This window comes from Streptomyces sp. NPDC050560, from assembly GCF_044457285.1.
In the GTDB taxonomy this organism is placed as follows: Bacteria; Actinomycetota; Actinomycetes; order Streptomycetales; family Streptomycetaceae; genus Streptomyces.
The window spans coordinates 1-14,942 of the sequence record NZ_JBITGT010000011.1; the positions used below are offsets into that span (position 1 = coordinate 1).

General features: G+C 76.1%; 14 protein-coding genes. 6 read left to right on the top strand and 8 right to left on the bottom strand.

The window, feature by feature from the left end:
- Positions 1 to 116: 116 nt before the first annotated feature.
- Positions 117 to 923 carry a peroxide stress protein YaaA gene (gene yaaA / locus ACIBIW_RS24815; RefSeq protein ID WP_399339217.1) on the bottom strand — a complete coding sequence of 269 codons (807 nt, stop codon included), beginning with the start codon at positions 921 to 923 and terminating at the stop codon, positions 117 to 119.
- Between the two features lie 230 nt (positions 924 to 1,153).
- Here yaaA and ACIBIW_RS24820 point away from each other — a divergent pair, with 230 nt between their 5' ends.
- Positions 1,154 to 2,059: a helix-turn-helix domain-containing protein gene (locus ACIBIW_RS24820; RefSeq protein WP_399339218.1), complete on the top strand. Its 906-nt coding sequence runs from the start codon at positions 1,154 to 1,156 to the stop codon at positions 2,057 to 2,059.
- Positions 2,060 to 2,312: 253 nt separating this feature from the next.
- Positions 2,313 to 3,041: a hypothetical protein gene (locus ACIBIW_RS24825; protein WP_399339219.1), complete on the top strand. Its 729-nt coding sequence runs from the start codon at positions 2,313 to 2,315 to the stop codon at positions 3,039 to 3,041.
- A gap of 67 nt (positions 3,042 to 3,108) precedes the next feature.
- Here the strand turns inward: ACIBIW_RS24825 and eda are convergent, their stop codons facing one another.
- The 6 genes from eda to ACIBIW_RS24855 form a co-directional block, all read right to left on the bottom strand.
- A complete protein-coding gene (gene eda, locus ACIBIW_RS24830; protein ID WP_399339220.1) occupies positions 3,109 to 3,777 on the bottom strand; it encodes a bifunctional 4-hydroxy-2-oxoglutarate aldolase/2-dehydro-3-deoxy-phosphogluconate aldolase in 669 nt (222 codons plus the stop codon).
- A 174-nt stretch (positions 3,778 to 3,951) separates the two neighbouring features.
- Positions 3,952 to 5,214, bottom strand: coding sequence for a bifunctional RNase H/acid phosphatase (locus ACIBIW_RS24835; RefSeq protein WP_399339221.1), 1,263 nt, complete (start codon positions 5,212 to 5,214; stop codon positions 3,952 to 3,954).
- A 7-nt stretch (positions 5,215 to 5,221) separates the two neighbouring features.
- Positions 5,222 to 5,965 carry a zinc ribbon domain-containing protein gene (locus ACIBIW_RS24840; protein ID WP_399339475.1) on the bottom strand — a complete coding sequence of 248 codons (744 nt, stop codon included), beginning with the start codon at positions 5,963 to 5,965 and terminating at the stop codon, positions 5,222 to 5,224.
- Entirely contained in the window at positions 5,962 to 6,843 is an 882-nt protein-coding gene (locus ACIBIW_RS24845; protein WP_399339222.1) for a Nif3-like dinuclear metal center hexameric protein, read from the bottom strand. The genes ACIBIW_RS24840 and ACIBIW_RS24845 overlap by 4 nt, the downstream gene beginning before the upstream one ends.
- A 372-nt stretch (positions 6,844 to 7,215) precedes the next feature.
- Entirely contained in the window at positions 7,216 to 8,298 is a 1,083-nt protein-coding gene (locus ACIBIW_RS24850; protein ID WP_399339223.1) for an ABC transporter substrate-binding protein, read from the bottom strand.
- 230 nt (positions 8,299 to 8,528) lie between these two features.
- Entirely contained in the window at positions 8,529 to 9,434 is a 906-nt protein-coding gene (locus ACIBIW_RS24855; protein ID WP_399339224.1) for a helix-turn-helix domain-containing protein, read from the bottom strand.
- 86 nt (positions 9,435 to 9,520) lie between these two features.
- On the opposite strand from ACIBIW_RS24855, the gene ACIBIW_RS24860 reads away from it, so the two are divergent.
- Positions 9,521 to 10,366 (top strand): NAD(P)H-binding protein, encoded by an 846-nt coding sequence (locus ACIBIW_RS24860; RefSeq protein WP_399339225.1) that lies wholly within the window; start codon positions 9,521 to 9,523, stop codon positions 10,364 to 10,366.
- A 226-nt stretch (positions 10,367 to 10,592) separates the two neighbouring features.
- A complete protein-coding gene (locus ACIBIW_RS24865; RefSeq protein ID WP_399339226.1) occupies positions 10,593 to 11,696 on the top strand; it encodes a hypothetical protein in 1,104 nt (367 codons plus the stop codon).
- Positions 11,697 to 11,919: 223 nt separating this feature from the next.
- Here ACIBIW_RS24865 and ACIBIW_RS24870 read toward each other — a convergent pair whose 3' ends face one another.
- Positions 11,920 to 12,783 carry a MaoC/PaaZ C-terminal domain-containing protein gene (locus tag ACIBIW_RS24870; RefSeq protein ID WP_399339228.1) on the bottom strand — a complete coding sequence of 288 codons (864 nt, stop codon included), beginning with the start codon at positions 12,781 to 12,783 and terminating at the stop codon, positions 11,920 to 11,922.
- Positions 12,784 to 12,986: 203 nt separating this feature from the next.
- Between ACIBIW_RS24870 and ACIBIW_RS24875 the strand changes: the two genes are divergently transcribed.
- Positions 12,987 to 13,961, top strand: a complete 975-nt coding sequence (locus ACIBIW_RS24875) for an ABC transporter ATP-binding protein (RefSeq protein WP_399339229.1) — start codon at positions 12,987 to 12,989, stop codon at positions 13,959 to 13,961.
- Positions 13,958 to 14,674 carry an ABC transporter permease gene (locus ACIBIW_RS24880; RefSeq protein WP_399339230.1) on the top strand — a complete coding sequence of 239 codons (717 nt, stop codon included), beginning with the start codon at positions 13,958 to 13,960 and terminating at the stop codon, positions 14,672 to 14,674. Before ACIBIW_RS24875 ends, ACIBIW_RS24880 begins: the two co-directional genes overlap by 4 nt.
- Positions 14,675 to 14,942 lie beyond the last annotated feature (268 nt).

Sequence of the window (14,942 nt, forward strand, 5' to 3'; positions counted from 1 at the left end):
AGGATCGTCCTCGTACTGGGCGTACGTGGACGGTCCGACAACGCGGCGAGGTGCCGTAGCTGGCGTCGCACCCCCGCGAAGATCCAAACGACACGACCTAGTGCCCCGCTCCCCCGTCAGTGGATCTCGCTGACCACCACGTCGAGCGCCCAGGGCCGTCCCGGCCCGCCCTCCCGCGCCTCCACCGTGAAGCCCAGGTCGCGCAGGGCCGCCACCAGGGCCGACGGGGTCCTGGGGGCGGCGCCCGCGATGAGCAGGGCGCGGGCGAGGCGGCCCTTGGTGGCCTTGTTGAAGTGGCTCACCACGGAACGGCGTTCGACGCCGTCGACCATGCGCGCGTGCAGCACCCGTACCGTCGCGGTGCGGCCCGCCACGTCGCCCGCCGGTTTCCACGCGGCAGCGTAGGCGGCGGAGCGCAGGTCGAGGACGAGGCCACCGCCTGCCGCCTCGGGCAGCGCCTCGGCGAGGTGGGGCCGCCAGTAGGCGGCGAGCGCGCCCGCGCCGGGCAGCCGTACGCCCATCGGGCAGCGGTACGGGGGGATGCGGTCGCCGGGCCGCACCGCGCCCCAGAGCCCGGAGAAGACCAGCAGCGAGCGGGCCGCGCGGCGCCTGGCGGCGGTGTCGAGGGTGGCGAGGCCGAGCGCCTCGTACAGCACGCCGGTGTACAGCTCGCCCGCGGGGCGGGTGCCAGCGGTGCGCAGGCGCGCGTTCTTCTCGATCTCGCCGCGCTGGCCCTCGCTCAGGCCGAGGACCTGGAGCGCCTTGTCGTTGGCCGCGGCGTCCTCGGCGCAGAGCGCCACCAGCTCGTCGAGGACGGCCTCGCGCGCCGCGGTCAGCCCGGGCAGCGACAGCTCCCCCGGCCGCAGCGGCGCACCACGGCCCGCGGGGGCCTTGCCTTCTGACGGCGGCAGCAGCACCAACACGATCGGTCTCCTCCAACACTTCGGTACCGGGGCGCGGGGCCCGCCCCACACGGGTGGGGACTTGTCGCTATACGGATATGCGGTGCGCGCGGAAATGGCGGGTCGCACGCGTGCGTTGTACCCGGCTGTGGCGCACCCGGCCGGGCCCCCGCGCCAGGGTACGGGGCGCGCGGGGTGTTTCTGCGGGGGCCCGCTGTAGGGTCGCGCGGTGGGGAAGGGGGAGCCGTACGGTGAGGGGTGCGGATGGGGTGCGGGGGCGTGCGGGCGGCGCGGGGCGGCCGCGTGAGCACGCCGTGTGGACCAGGGCGGCGCTGGACACCGGCCGCCCGCTCGACCTGCTGACCGCGCGCTTCGAGGAGCACCGCTACGCGCCGCACAGCCACCCCGAGTACACCGTCGGGGTGTGTGTCGGCGGCTCCGAGGCCATCGCGTACCGGGGCGGGACGATCTACCCGGGCGTCGGTTCGATCGTGGTCCTCGGGCCCGGCGAGCCCCACACCGGCGCCCCCGCGTCCCCGCAGGGGTACGCGTATCTGGCGCTGTACCCGGGCGCGGAGCTGCTGTCGGACGCCACGCTCGGCGCGCCGCACTTCGGCGAGCCCGTCGTGGACGACCCGCGGCTCGCCGACGCGCTCGTCAGGGCGCACACGGCGCTGCGGCGCGGTGTCGAGCCGCTGGAGGCCGAGTCGCGGCTGCCGTGGCTGCTGTCCGCGCTCGCCCGCAGGCACGGCGGCGCCCGGCCGGTGCGGGACACGGTGCCGGGCGCCGCAGCGATCACGCGCGCGGTACGGGACCGGCTGGCGGGGGAGCTGCTGGCGCCGCCGTCGCTGGCGCAGCTCGCCGCGGAACACGGTCTGTCGCGCTACCAGTTGCTACGGGCCTTCCGGGACAGCATGGGCATGCCCCCGTACGCGTGGCTGGCGCAGTACCGGGTCGGCAGGGCGCGGGCGCTGCTGGAGGCCGGGTACCGGCCCGCGAGGGTGGCGGGCCTGGTGGGCTTCGCCGATCAGGCGCATCTGACCCGCTGGTTCCGCAGGGTGCTGGGGGTGACCCCGGCCGCGTACCGCGCGGAGGTGCTGGGCGGCCGCAACCGGACACCCGACGGGGACGCGGACGCGGCGGGCGGGAGGGGCTGACGGCGCCCCCGCGTGGTCCGGCCCGGCCCGGTGGCCGCCCCTTGTGGCGGGGGCGCCGCTCCTCTACTCTCGCTGCGCCCGCGCGGCGCCCCGCTCCGTCGAACACCCTCGAACGTCCCTTTCGCCGCAGGTGGCAGGCGGCAGCGGCCTCCCCATGGGCCGCCGTACGCGCCGCCGAGTCAGCGCTCGCCGGGTACGGAACCGCGCTCCGTCCCGGGGCCGCGGTCCTCCCCCACCCAGGGAAGGGACAGCCATGGCACCTCGCACCTCGCACCGCCTCGTCCGACTGCTGGTGGCACCGGCCGCGTCGGCGGTCGCGCTCACCGTGTTCACGGGGGTCTGCGGCGCGCCCGCGGGCGCCGCGGTGTGGACGTCGTCGGAACAGTGGGGCACGTACACCACGGACGACGGCTACACCCTCTACAACAACATCTGGGGCTCGGGCGCCGGCTCCCAGACCATCTGGGCCGACTCCTCGCGCGTCTGGGGCGTCACCGCCGACCATCCGGGCACCGGGGGCGTGAAGTCGTATCCGAACGCCAAGAAGGCCGTGAACAAGCCCCTGTCGTCGCTGACGTCGTTGAGCAGCACGTACGACGTGTCGGTGCCGTCGTCGGGCGCGTACAACACGTCGTACGACATCTGGGACACGGACTACGACTACGAGATCATGCTGTGGGTCAACCACACGGGCGCCGTGGGCCCGATCGGGACCTCGCAGGGGACGGTGTCGCTCGGCGGCCACGAGTGGGCCGTGTACAAGGGCGACAACGGCGCCAACCAGGTCTTCTCGTTCCTGCGGACCTCGAACTCGTCGGCCGGCACGGTCGACATCCTGCCGGTCCTGGACTGGATCAAGGACACCAAGGGCTGGTGGGGCGACGAGACCGTCGGGGACGTGCAGTTCGGGTACGAGATCACCTCGTCGCCCGGCGGCCTCGACTTCACCACCAACGACTTCGGGGTGGCCTACGGGTCGTAGCGGCGCGTCCGGGCGGCCGCCGCGGCGCGGGTCCGGAGGCGGGTGCCGCCCCGGACCCGCGCCCGTCTCAGGTGTCCGCGCGGGGGGCCAGGGCCGCGGCGTCGCGGGCCAGTGACTCCACGCGGGCCCAGTCGCCCGCCGCCACGGCGTCCGCGGGCAGCATCCAGGAGCCGCCGACGCAGGCCACGTTCTCCAGCGCGAGGTATGCGGGCGCCAAGGCGGCGTTGACCCCGCCCGTCGGGCAGAAGCGTGCCTCGGGCAGCGGGCTCGCCAGCGCCCTCAGATAGGGGGCGCCGCCCGCGGCCTCCGCGGGGAAGAACTTCATGTCGCGCACGCCCCGTTCGAGCAGGGCCACCACCTCGGAGGTGGTGGACACCCCCGGCAGGAAGGGCACCCCCGACGCTTCGAGCGCGCCGAGCAGTCCGGGTGTCCAGCCCGGGGTCACCAGGAAGCGGGCGCCCGCCTCGACGGCCGCGGGGACCTGCTCGGCCCGTACGAGCGTGCCCGCGCCGACGACCGCCCCGGGGACCTCGGCCGCCACGGCGCGGATCGCGTCGAGGGCCGCGGGGGTGCGCAGGGTGATCTCGACCGCGGGGAGCCCGCCCGCGACCAGGGCGCGTGCCAGCGGCACCGCGTCCTGCGGCCGCTCCACGACGACCACGGGGAGTACGGGGGCGAGGTCGAGGACGGAGGCCGAGGCCGGGGAGGCGTCGGCGGGCGGCGGGGAGGACGTCATACGTACCATCCTGCACGCCAACCACATGAGCTGCAACGAGCGTTGCGGGTGATGCAACGGAACTCGTGGCACACGGGTGCGCGGGCGTACGGGCCAGGCGTGGGCGCGGGCGCACCGGCCCCGCGCGCGCTCCGGCGCACGGACGCCCGGGGCACCCGGCGTGGGCGCGGGGGCTCAGCGCAGATGTCCGGTGTCGTTGAACACCCGCAGGCTCGCGTTGCCGTCGGAGTAGCGGGCGAGCACGGTGAGGGACGCCGGGGACAGCTCCATGCGGTAGAGGGACTCGGGCGGTGCGCCGAGCGCGAGCCGTACCAGGGTCTTGACCGGGGTGACATGGGAGACGAGGAGCACGGTGGCGCCCTCGTGGGCGGCCAGCACGCGGTCGCTCGCCGCGGAGACGCGCTCTGTGACCTCGGCGAAGCTCTCGCCGCCCGGCGGCGCGGTGCCGGGGGCGGCGAGCCAGGCGTCGAGGTCGGCGGGGAACCGCTCGCGCGCCTCGGCGAACGTCAGCCCCTCCCAGGCCCCGAAGTCGGCCTCGCGCAGCCCGTCCTCGACGGCCACCGGCAGTCCGAGGCGTTCGGCGACGGCCGCGGCGGTCTCCCGGCAGCGCAGCAGCGGGGAGCTGACGACGGCATCGATCGCGCCGACGTTGCCGACCGTGCCGGGGGCGGCGAGCGCGGCGGCGGCGCGCCCGGCCTGCTCCCGGCCGGTAGGCGAGAGCGCGGGGTCGCTGCCGCCGCTGCCGGAGAACCGCTTCTGCGGGGTGAGGGGCGTCTCCCCGTGCCGCAGCAGTACGAAGGTGGTGGCGGTGACCGCGGCGGGTCCCCAGCCGCGGTCCGCGACGTTGCGAGCCGCGCGGGTGTCGGCGCGGTCGGAGGAGGGGGCGCCCTCCGGGGGGCGGTCGGGGGAGGTCGCGCCCGCGGGGGCGTGGTCGGGGGACGTCGCGCGCGCCGGAGTGCGGCCGGGGGAAGCCGCGCCCGCAGGGGCGCGTTCGGCGGGCGCTTCGGCGCGCGGGCGCCACTGTGTGCCGCGCTTTCCGGCGTCCATGGCCTCGTTGGCGAGCCGGTCGGCGCGCTTGTTGCGCTCCCGCGGAATCCACTCGTAGCCGACCCTGGACGGCGGGAAGACCTCGGCGGCGCGGGCCGCGAGCGGCCTCATGTCGGGGTGCCTGATCTGCCAGCGCCCCGACATCTGCTCGACGACGAGCTTGGAGTCCATGCGGACCAGGACGCGCGCGTCGGGGTCGAGGGCACGGGCGGCGGTGAGCCCGGCGAGCAGCCCGCGGTACTCGGCCACGTTGTTGGTGGCGACCCCGATGTACTCGGCGGTCTCGCGCAGGGTCTCGCCCGAGGCCGCGTCGATGACGACGGCGCCGTACCCGGCGGGGCCCGGGTTGCCCCGGGAGCCGCCGTCGGCCTCGACGATGAACTCGTTCACCGGGGGCCTACAGCCCCGACTCCGCGGTGCGCACCAGGATGCGGCGGCAGTTCTCGCAGCGCACGACGGTGTCGGGGGCGGCGGCGCGCACCTCGTTCATCTCCGTGATGTTCAGTTCGAGCCGGCAGCCCTCGCAGCGGCGCTGGTAGAGCCGGGCGGCGCCGATGCCGCCCTGCTGCTCGCGCAGCTTGTCGTAGAGCTTCAGCAGGTCGGCGGGGACGGACCCGGCGATCAGCTCGCGCTCCTTGGTGACGGAGCCGGTCTCGCCGTCGATCTCCTCGTACGAGGCGTCCCTGCGGGAGGTGGCCTCGTCGATCCTGGCCTGCACGGAGGCGACGCGCTCGGTCAGCTCCTCGATACGGGCCTGGGCGGACTCGCGGCGCTCCATGACGTCGAGGACGACGTCCTCCAGGTCGCTCTGGCGCTTGGCGAGCGAGGCGATCTCGTGCTGGAGGTTCTCCAGGTCCCTGGGGGAGGTGACGGCGCCGGAGTCCAGGCGCTGCTGGTCGCGGCCCGCGCGGGTGCGTACCTGGTCGACGTCCTGCTCGGCCTTGGTCTGCTCGCGTGCGGTGTCGCTCTCCTCGGTCTGTGCCGCCACCAGCAGGTCGCGCTGCTGGGCGAGGTCCTTGTTGAGCGTCTCGATCTCGGCGTGCTCGGGGAGCGACCTGCGCCGGTGGGCGAGTTGCTGCAAGCGTACGTCCAGTGCCTGGACGTCGAGGAGTCGGATCTGGTCGGCGGGCGCGGCGTTCAGTTGGGGGCTCCCTCGGATGAGTCGGTGGACGGACCGGCGGCGGGGGCCCCGGCGGGCGGGGCCGCGTGTGCGGTCCAGGGGTCGGTGACGGTGTCCGAGACGGCGAAGGCGAGGCCCCAGCCGTGCCGTTCGGAGACCGCGGCGAGTTGGGTGGCGGCGAGGCGGCACCAGGGGTGTTCCGTGGCCCAGTGCGCGGCGTCGAGCAGGGCGAGTGGGCCGTGCTCCCGTGCCTCGGAGGCCGGGTGGTGACGCAGGTCGGCGGTGAGGTACGCGTCCACGCCCGCGGCCCTGACCTGGTCGAAGAGGCTGTCGCCCGAGCCGCCGCAGACGGCGAGGGTGCGCACGGACAGGTCCGGGTCTCCGGCGGCCCTGACGCCCTGGGCCGCCGCGGGCAGCAGCGCGGCGGCGCGGGCGGCGAGTTCGCCCAGGGTGAGCGGGGGTTCGACGGCGCAGATCCGGCCGAGCCCGCGGCGTCCGCGCGGGTCCCCCGGGTCGGGCACGAGGGGGCCCGTGGGCCGTACGCCGAGGGCGTCGGCGAGGGCGTCGGAGACCCCCGGGTCCGCGCGGTCGGCGTTGGTGTGGGCGACGTGCAGGGCGATCCCGTGGGTGATCAGGGTGTGGACGACGCGGCCCTTGAAGGTGTCGGCCGCGACGGTCGTGGTGCCGCGCAGATAGAGCGGGTGATGGGTGACGAGCAGGTCGGCGCCGGTCCGCACGGCCTCGTCGGCGACGGCCCGCACCGGGTCGACGGCGAACAGGACGCGTCCGACCTCGGCGTCGGGGTCGCCACAGACCGTGCCGACCGCGTCCCACTCCTCGGCCAGGTCCTGCGGCCAGAGGGTGTTGAGGGCTGCGATCACTTCGAACAGTCGGGGCACGGGCGAAAGGCTACCGTGGGCGGCTCGGCAGGCGAGCGGCGTGGCCCGACTCGGCGGGCACCGGCGGGACGCGGGCGGTACGGGGGCCGTGGCGGGGGCGCGCGGAGGGGCCCCGCGGCCGGGCGGGCGGGGCGCCGTCGAGGGCGCGGGGGCGGTCCGCCCCGGCGCCGTGGGACGCCGGGGCGGGAGTGGGCTGGGCGGAGGTCACGAGGGGCGTTCGCCGTGGGGGCTCCCGGCGGGTCCGGGGGCTCGGGGCTCCCGTGGCCTGCGTCAGCCCGCAGCCGACGTCGGCCCAGGACAGGCGTCAGCCGAGGAGCGAGGTCAGCCCAGGACTGGCGTCAACCCAGGACCGGCGTCAACCCAGGACCGGCGTCAGCCGAGGTACTTCTGGATGTCGTCGAGGACGGAGTTGGCGGCGGTGACGCCGAGGCCGAGGTACCAGGTCTCGTCGGAGACGTTCTTGGCGTGGCCGTCGCGCACGGCGCGCAGGTGCTTCCAGAGGGGGTTGCCCTCGGCGGTGGCGCGCGGGGTCTTGGCGGCGTCGCCGTAGACGCCGGTGAAGATCCAGTCGGCGTCCGCGTCGTCGATGCGCTCGGGGCTGATCTCCGCTGCCAGCTCGTTGATCTGCTGGTTCTTGGGGCGGGGGATGCCGACGTCGTCGAGGATGGTGCCGATGAAGGACGCCTTCGCGTACAGCCGGGTGCGGTCGGGCATGTAGCGGAGCATGGTGACGGTCGGCTTGTCGGAGCCGAGCGTGGTGCCGAGCGCCTTGGCCCGCTTCTCGTAGGCGGCCAGTTTGGCCTTGGCGGTGGAGGTCTCGTCGAGGGCGGCGGCGTTCAGCAGGTAGTTCTCCTTCCAGGGGAAGCCCGGGCGGATGGAGAACACCGTGGGGGCGATCTTGGAGAGCTGCGGGTAGAGCTTGGCGGCGCGGAGCTGGCTGCCCAGGATGAGGTCGGGGTGGAGGCCCGCGATGGCCTCCAGGTTGAGGGTGTTGGTGATGCCGACGCTCTTGGGGTGGCCCGCGTCCTTGGCGAGGTAGCCGGGGATGTCGGGCGAGCCCTCGGTGGGCGCGTAGCCGACCGGCTTGACGCCCAGCGAGACGACGTTGTCCAGCTCGCCGATGTCGAGCACCACGACCCGCTTGGGCTTCGCCTTGAGGGTGGTGCTGCCCATGGCGTGCTCGATGGTGCGGGGGAACTGCCCAGGCCCGGCGGTGGTTCCCAGCTCCGCGGTCTTCTGCGCGGCGCCCGCGAAGTCCTTGCCGCCGGTGGCCACGGACTTGCTGCCGCTGTCGGACGACTTGCCGTCGCCGGAACCGGAGTCGGAGCTGCCGGAGCCGCAGGCGGTGAGGGAGAGGGCGGCGCCGAGGGCGAGGGCGGCGGCCGCGGTGGCCCGGCGGCCGACCGGTCGTCGGCGGCCGGTCCCGCGGCGGGACAGGGGCAGGTGCAGGGGCATCGAGCGCTCCAGGGACATCGAGACGGGGCGCGCGTCATGCGCGCCACCCCCGGCACCGCACACCCCCTGGTTAGGTGAGCCTTACTTTAACCATAAGGTATTTCCGCAGGACAAGAGGGTGCCAGGCGGGCGGGGGTACGGCACGGGCGGGCTCGGTACGCGCGGGTGGCGGGGTGAGCGGGGGCGATACGCGCGGGTGGCGGGGCACGCGGGTGGCGGGACGTGGCGGTTCAGCAGGCCGCGAGGGTCGGCAGCCGTCCCGCCGCGTACGCGGCCGGGGGCACCCCCATCAACGCCCTGAAGTCGGCGGTCATATGGGACTGGTCGTAGTACCCGGCGGCGGGGGCGACCCCGGCCCAGCGCCGCGCCGCACCCGGGGCGGCGAGCACGCCGCGCACCCGGGCGATGCGCTCCGTGCGCTTGGGCGACAGGCCGACACCCTCGGCGAACAGGGCCCGCAGATGCCGCTCGCTGACGGCGAACCGTGAGGCGAGCGCGGGCAGTCGCTCGCGCCGCCCGGGCGGCGTCGCGGCCGCGGCCCGTACCAGCTCGCAGCGGGCGAGGTCCGCGGGGCTCAGCGCCGCGGCCCGCGCGAGCAGCACGGCCCCGACCCGCCGCACCACCGCGGCGGGCGCCTCGGGACCCACCACGTCAACGGGGCCGCGCGGTCCACTGGAGTCGGCCCGACCACCGGAGTCGGCCGAACCGGCGGCACCGTCCAAGCCGTCCGAGCTGGCCAAGCCGCCCAAACCGTCCAAGCCATCCAGACCCCCGGGGCCATCACACCCCTCGGAGCACCCGCCGTCCCCGGAACGCCCCCACAACTCCCCCAAGGGAACGACCCGGTCGACAAGTTCCGCGGCGGCAACGCCCAGCAGGGCGCCCGCGGTGCCGGGCCACAGCCGCAGCCGTACACAGAGCGGCAGGTCCTTGTCGTGGTGGTACGAGGCGTGGCTGCGGGGGCCCACCGCCACCCACCGCCCGACGCCGTCGGGCATGGCGCGGAAGACCAGGCTGGTGGCGCTGTCGGGGAGGTGGACGAGCGGGGCGCCCGAGGCGGCGCCGCGGTGCGAGGTGGCCGTGGCGACCCACCGCCGCAGCGGTGCGGGCACGGGCAGCGGCTCCTCATGGCTCATCCCGCCACGGTAGCCCTGCCACGGGGCGCGCGGTCGTGCCGATTTCTCCTATAACCGCAGGCGGAGGCGGCGGCATCGTGGCGTGCATGATCCTTGTGACGGGTGCCACGGGCACCGTGGGACGTGTGGTGGTGCGGCTGCTTTCGGCCGCGGGCGAGCGGGTGCGCGCGCTGACGAGGGACGCGGCGCGGGTGCCGGAACTGCCGGGGGTGGCGGGCGTCGTGGGCGACTTCGGCGACCCGGACTCCCTGGCGCGCGCGGCCGAGGGCGCGACGGCGGTGTTCCTGTGCACGGCGCCCGGCCCCCGGGTGCCGGAGCAGGACGCGGCGGTGCTGGACGCGGCGCGGGCCGCGGGTGTGGCGCGGGTGGTGAAGCTGTCAGCGATCGGGACCGGGGAGCGGGGCGGCCCGGGCGACTGGCACGCGCCGGGCGAGGCCGCGGTGCGCTCGTGCGGCGCGCGCTGGACGCTGCTGCGCCCTTCCTCGTTCGCCTCCAACACGCTGGGCTGGGCGGCGGCGATCGCGGCGGGCGACCCGGTGCGGAACCCGTCCGGCGACGGTGTCCAGGGCGTCGTGGACCCGCGCGACGTGGCCGAGTTGGCCGTACGCGCGTTGACGTCCGACGGCCTGCACGCGCGCGTGCTGACGCCGACGGGGCCCGAACTGCTGAGCGTCGACCGGATGGCCGTCCAGCTCGGGGCGGCGCTCGGGAGGCCGGTGAAGACGCTCGCGCTGACCCCGGAGGCGTACCGGCAGGGGCTGCTCGACGCCGGGCTTGCACCCGAGTTCGCGGAGGTCGCGGCGGCGGGGGCGCGGCTGGTCGCGGAGGGCGGCAACGCCCGGCTCACCGACGACGTGGCGACGGTGCTCGGCCGCCCGCCGCGCTCGTACGCGACCTGGGCGCACGACCACCGGGACGCGTTCGCACGGTGACACCGCCCGCCGCAGGGCGGCGGGAGGGCGGCGGCACCTGCCGAAGAGCGCCGCAAGAAGGCGCTGGTGGACGCCAGGAACCGGCGAGAAACTGCCGACAAAGCACCACGGGCGGCACCGGCGCGGCACATCGGCCCGAGAACCACCCGTCCGAGTGAAGCCTTCCCGGGCGCCGTGCTGACAGCCGGTGCGGAACCCTAGGTTCCTCACCGGAGGTGACCGGTCGATGACCGTCTGTGCGACTGAAGAAGCGATGGCGTCCGGCGAGCGCGGCGACGCGGCGAGCGGCCGTTACGCGGTCTCCGCGTGCGGCTCCCACGCGGCCCGGCTCAACAGGGCCGAAGGGGCCGCAGGAGCCGAGGGGGCCGGGGGGACGTGGTCCGTGGAGCGCTGGGCGCTGCACGCGCCGGTGCCGTACGCGGTGTCCCTGCCGGTGCCGGGCGCCACGGCCGCGGGCGACGAGGTGCTGCCGCTACCCGACGGGCGGGTGGTGCTGCGCCGCGGGGCGCGGGGGCGGCAGCGGGTGTCGCTGCTGTGCCCGAGCGCGTCGGGCACGGTGGAGCGACCGCTCGCCGAGGTGTACGCGCCCGGGCTCCGGCTGCTGCCCGCCGCGCCCGACGGGGCCTGTCTGCACGGTCTTGAGACGGGCGACGAGGCGTCGGCGGTGTGGGTGCTGGCCGGGGAGCGCGGGGGCCCGCGCAGGGTGGCGGAGCTGCCCGGGCGCTGCTCGGGCGGTATCTGGCTCGACCGGGCGGGGCGGCTGCTCGCGGTGGACGTCGAGACGGCCGGCGCGGTCAGGACCGTACTGGTGGATCTGGCGCGGGGCGGCGCGGTGGCACCGCTGCTGGAGATCGCCGAGCACAGCACCGACCGGCTGCTGGGCGCCGAGCAGGGCAGCGGGCTGCTGCTGATCGGCTCTGACGCGGCGTCACCCGGCCGCGAGCGGCTCGCGTGGGGCGTGCTCGGCAGCGGGGAGCCGGTGCGGTTCCCGGCGTGCGTGGCGCTGCCGGGGCAGACCGCGACGGTGCTCTCGGTGCGGGGCGCGGGCACCGCGGCCGAGTGCGCGGTGGCGCTGCGGGTGACCGGCGCGGACGGCACGTGCGTGGGCCTGTGGCGGCCAGGCGCCGGGACACTGCACCAGCAGCCGGTGCCGCCCGGCTGGCTCGACGGCGTGGTGGTCTGGGGCCGGGACGGCGCGCTCGGGCTGCCGTGCGCGGGCGGCGCGGGCGTGGTGTGGCTGCCCGAGGCGCCCGCGCGTGCCCCGCGCCCGATCCCCCTGCGCGAGGCCCCGCTCGCGGCGCCGGGCCCGGCACAGGCCGTCGCGAGCTGAACGGCGGCCGGGAGCGCGGGCCGAACGCCGGGGCGCGCGGGGGCGCGAGATCCAAGATCCCCAACGCGAAAAGCCCGACCGGCGAAACGCGGGGGCGCGCAGGGGCGCGAGTGCCGACCGACGGCCGGGGGGCGCAGGGGGCCGGGAGGACGGGGCCTCCGCGCCCGGACCTCGGCCCCGGCCCCGGCTACGCCCCGGCCCCGGCTACGCCTCGGCGCTCCGGCTACGCCTCCGCCCCCGGGCCCGTCTCCACGCGTCCCACCAGCACCTCGTCCCCGCGCTCCGGCACCCGCGCGCGTACGTGTCCGTCCGCCCACACCGAGACCCGCAGCGTCTCCCCCGGGAACACCACCCCGGTGAACCGTGCGCGGTACGCCACCACGCGCGCGTGCGCGCCGTCCGGGGTCTCCGGGGCGCCGTCCAGGCAGCCCTTCAGCACCATCCCGTAGGTGCACAGGCCGTGCAGGATGGGCCGTTCGAACCCGGCGCCGCGGGCCGCCTCCGGGTCGGCGTGGAGGGGGTTGAGGTCGCCGGAGAGCCGGTACAGCAGCGCCTGGTCGGGGCGGACCAGGGTCTCGAAGACCCGGTCGGCGGGCGCGTCGGGCGGGTCATCGGGTCCCAGGGAGGGGCCGCGCTCGCCGCCGAACCCGCCCTCGCCCGGCGCGTAGAAGTCGGTCTCCGCGCTCCACAGCGGGCCCCCTGCGTCCCGGACGTCGGTGCGGGAGACCAGCACCGCCGCCTTGCCCTTGTCGTACACGGCGGTGATCCGTGACGCCGCCTCGGCGCGCCCGCGCGCGGGCAGCGGGCGGTGCAGGGTGAGCCGCTGGCCGCCGTGCAGCACACGCGCGGTGTCGACGGCGACGCCCGGCACGTCGAGGGCGCCGAGCACCCCCGCGCCGCCCGCGACCGTCGCGAAGGCGGGCAGCACCCGTAGCCGGTCCTCCAGGACGTAGCGCAGCTCCCCCGGCGCGGTGGCGGCCCGGCCCGCGCCGATGCCGAGGTGGTAGAGCTGCACATCGCGCGGCTCCCAGGCGAGGGCGGTACGGCGGGGCGCGGCGGCGAGCGCGGCGGCGGGGTCCAGGGGCACGGGGCGTCTCCTTCGACGAGGGGGCGTACGGGCGCGGCCCCGCCGGGAGCGGACGCCGCACCGCGGCCCGGCGCGCCGGACGCGGCGGCGCCCCGCCGCCGGGACCACCCAGGACATTTGTCCTACCGGATGTCGTACAGGTGCGCCTACGGCGGCGCCCGCCGCCTCTCTATCGTCGGTGCCATGACCAGGACATCAGACACATGATCGGAACAACGGGCTCGGAGACGGCGCCCGCGGTGTTCTTCACGGGGGCGGTCAAGTCGTTCGGCGCGGTGCGCGCCGTCGGGGGCGTCGACCTGGAGATCGGACGCGGCGAGACCGTGGCGCTGCTGGGGCGCAACGGCGCGGGCAAGTCCACCACCCTCTCGCTGCTGCTCGGCCTGAACGAGCCGGACGAGGGCTCGGTGCGGCTGTTCGGCGACACCCCGGCGAGGGCGGTGGCCGCGGGGCGGGTCGGGGCGATGCTCCAGGAGACCAGGCCGGTGAGCCGGGTGACGGTGCGGGAACTCGTGACCTTCGTCGCGCGCCGCTACCCGTCGCCGATGCCGGTGGACGAGGCCCTGCGGCTCGCCGGGATCGGGGAGTTGGCGGGCCGCCGGGTGGACAAGTTGTCGGGCGGCCAGACCCAGCGCGTCAAGTTCGCGGTGGCGCTCGCGGGCGACCCCGACCTGATCGTGCTCGACGAGCCCACGGCCGCGCTCGACGTGGAGGCGCGCAACGCGTTCTGGGACTCGATGCGCTCGTACGCGCGGCGCGGCCACACGGTGCTGTTCTCCACGCACTACCTGGAGGAGGCCGACGCGAACGCGGACCGCATCGTCGTCATCGACCGCGGCAGGATCGCCGCGGACGGCACGAGCGAGGAGCTGAAGCGGGCCGCGGGCGCGAGCCTCGTCTCCTTCGACCTCGCGGGCCGTGGCACCGAGGGTCTGACGCTGCTGCCCGGCGTGGTCTCCGTGGAGGTGCGCGGGGACAGGGCGCGGCTGCGCTCCGAGGACTCCGACGCGACGGTGCTCGCGCTCGCCGGCCTCGGCGCGGTCCGCGGCCTCGAAGTGGCGGGCGCGTCCCTGGAGGCCGCGTTCCTGACGCTGACCGCCGACGGCGGCGGGGCGCCGCTCTCCCCGCGGGGCGCCCGCCCCGCGGACCGCTCGGGCACCAAGGAGGCCGTACGGTGATCGACTATCTCCGGCTGGAAGTGCGGCGCACCCTGCGGGACCCGAGCTTCGTGGTGTTCTCGATCGCGATGCCGGTGCTGATGTACCTGCTGTTCACGAACGTCGGCGCGGTCGACGGCGAGTGGAAGACGGCGTCCATGGTGGGCATGGCCGCGTACGGGGCGCTGGGCTCCGCGCTGAACACCGGCAGCGGGGTCGCCGAGGACAAGACGCTCGGCTGGCTGCGGCAGCTGCGGATCACCCCGATGAAGCCGCGCGAGGCGGTGCTCGGCAGGGCGCTGACCGGCGGTGTGACGGTGCTGCCCGCGATCGCGGCGGTGCTGGCCGCGGGCGGCGTCGTCAACGGGGTGCGGCTGGCCGCCTGGCAGTGGGTGCTTGTCGCGGTGCTGCTGTGGCTGGGGGCGCTGCCCTTCACCCTGCTCGGGATGGGCAACGGCTACCGGCTGACCGCGCAGGCCACCGGCATGGTGGCGGTCGCGTGCAACCTGGGGCTCTCGATCGTCGGCGGCCTCTGGTTCCCGGTGGAGGCGTTCCCGCGGTGGCTGCGGTCCGTGTCGTCGCTCACACCGTCCAACCGCTTCGCCGAGCTGGGCCGCTCGGTGACGGACGGCGGCCCGCCCGCGCTCGGCGCCGTACTGGTGCTGCTGTGCTGGCTGCTGCTGTTCGGCGGCTACGCGGCCGCGTCGTACCGCAGGTCGGCGCGGACGACATGACGGTGCGCGGGGCGGGGTGAAGGGGCGGCGGGCGGGCTTGCCGTACGCGGCGTGGTCCGTACGGTGGCGGGGAGCGGCAGGGCGATGAGCGCGGCGACCAGGAGGGCGGCCGGGGTGAACGGTGTGACGAGCGGGGCGTCCGGAGCGGCGACCAAGCGGCCGGAGCCGGACGGGGAGCCCGGCGCCGACGGTGCGCGGGCCGCGGCGGAGCCCGCCCCCGCCGCGCCCGGCACGGCGCGCACGGCGCGCGTACGGGCGCTGCCCTGGC

What these genes read in the sequence shown, in the direction of transcription:
- ACIBIW_RS24825 (WP_399339219.1), top strand. Translation starts at nt 2,313, where the DNA reads ATGGCACCTCGCACCTCGCACCGCCTCGTCCGACTGCTGGTGGCACCG.
- eda (WP_399339220.1), bottom strand. Translation starts at nt 3,777, where the DNA reads ATGACGTCCTCCCCGCCGCCCGCCGACGCCTCCCCGGCCTCGGCCTCC.
- ACIBIW_RS24850 (WP_399339223.1), bottom strand. Translation starts at nt 8,298, where the DNA reads ATGCCCCTGCACCTGCCCCTGTCCCGCCGCGGGACCGGCCGCCGACGA.
- ACIBIW_RS24855 (WP_399339224.1), bottom strand. Translation starts at nt 9,434, where the DNA reads ATGAGCCATGAGGAGCCGCTGCCCGTGCCCGCACCGCTGCGGCGGTGG.
- ACIBIW_RS24860 (WP_399339225.1), top strand. Translation starts at nt 9,521, where the DNA reads ATGATCCTTGTGACGGGTGCCACGGGCACCGTGGGACGTGTGGTGGTG.
- ACIBIW_RS24865 (WP_399339226.1), top strand. Translation starts at nt 10,593, where the DNA reads ATGACCGTCTGTGCGACTGAAGAAGCGATGGCGTCCGGCGAGCGCGGC.
- ACIBIW_RS24875 (WP_399339229.1), top strand. Translation starts at nt 12,987, where the DNA reads ATGATCGGAACAACGGGCTCGGAGACGGCGCCCGCGGTGTTCTTCACG.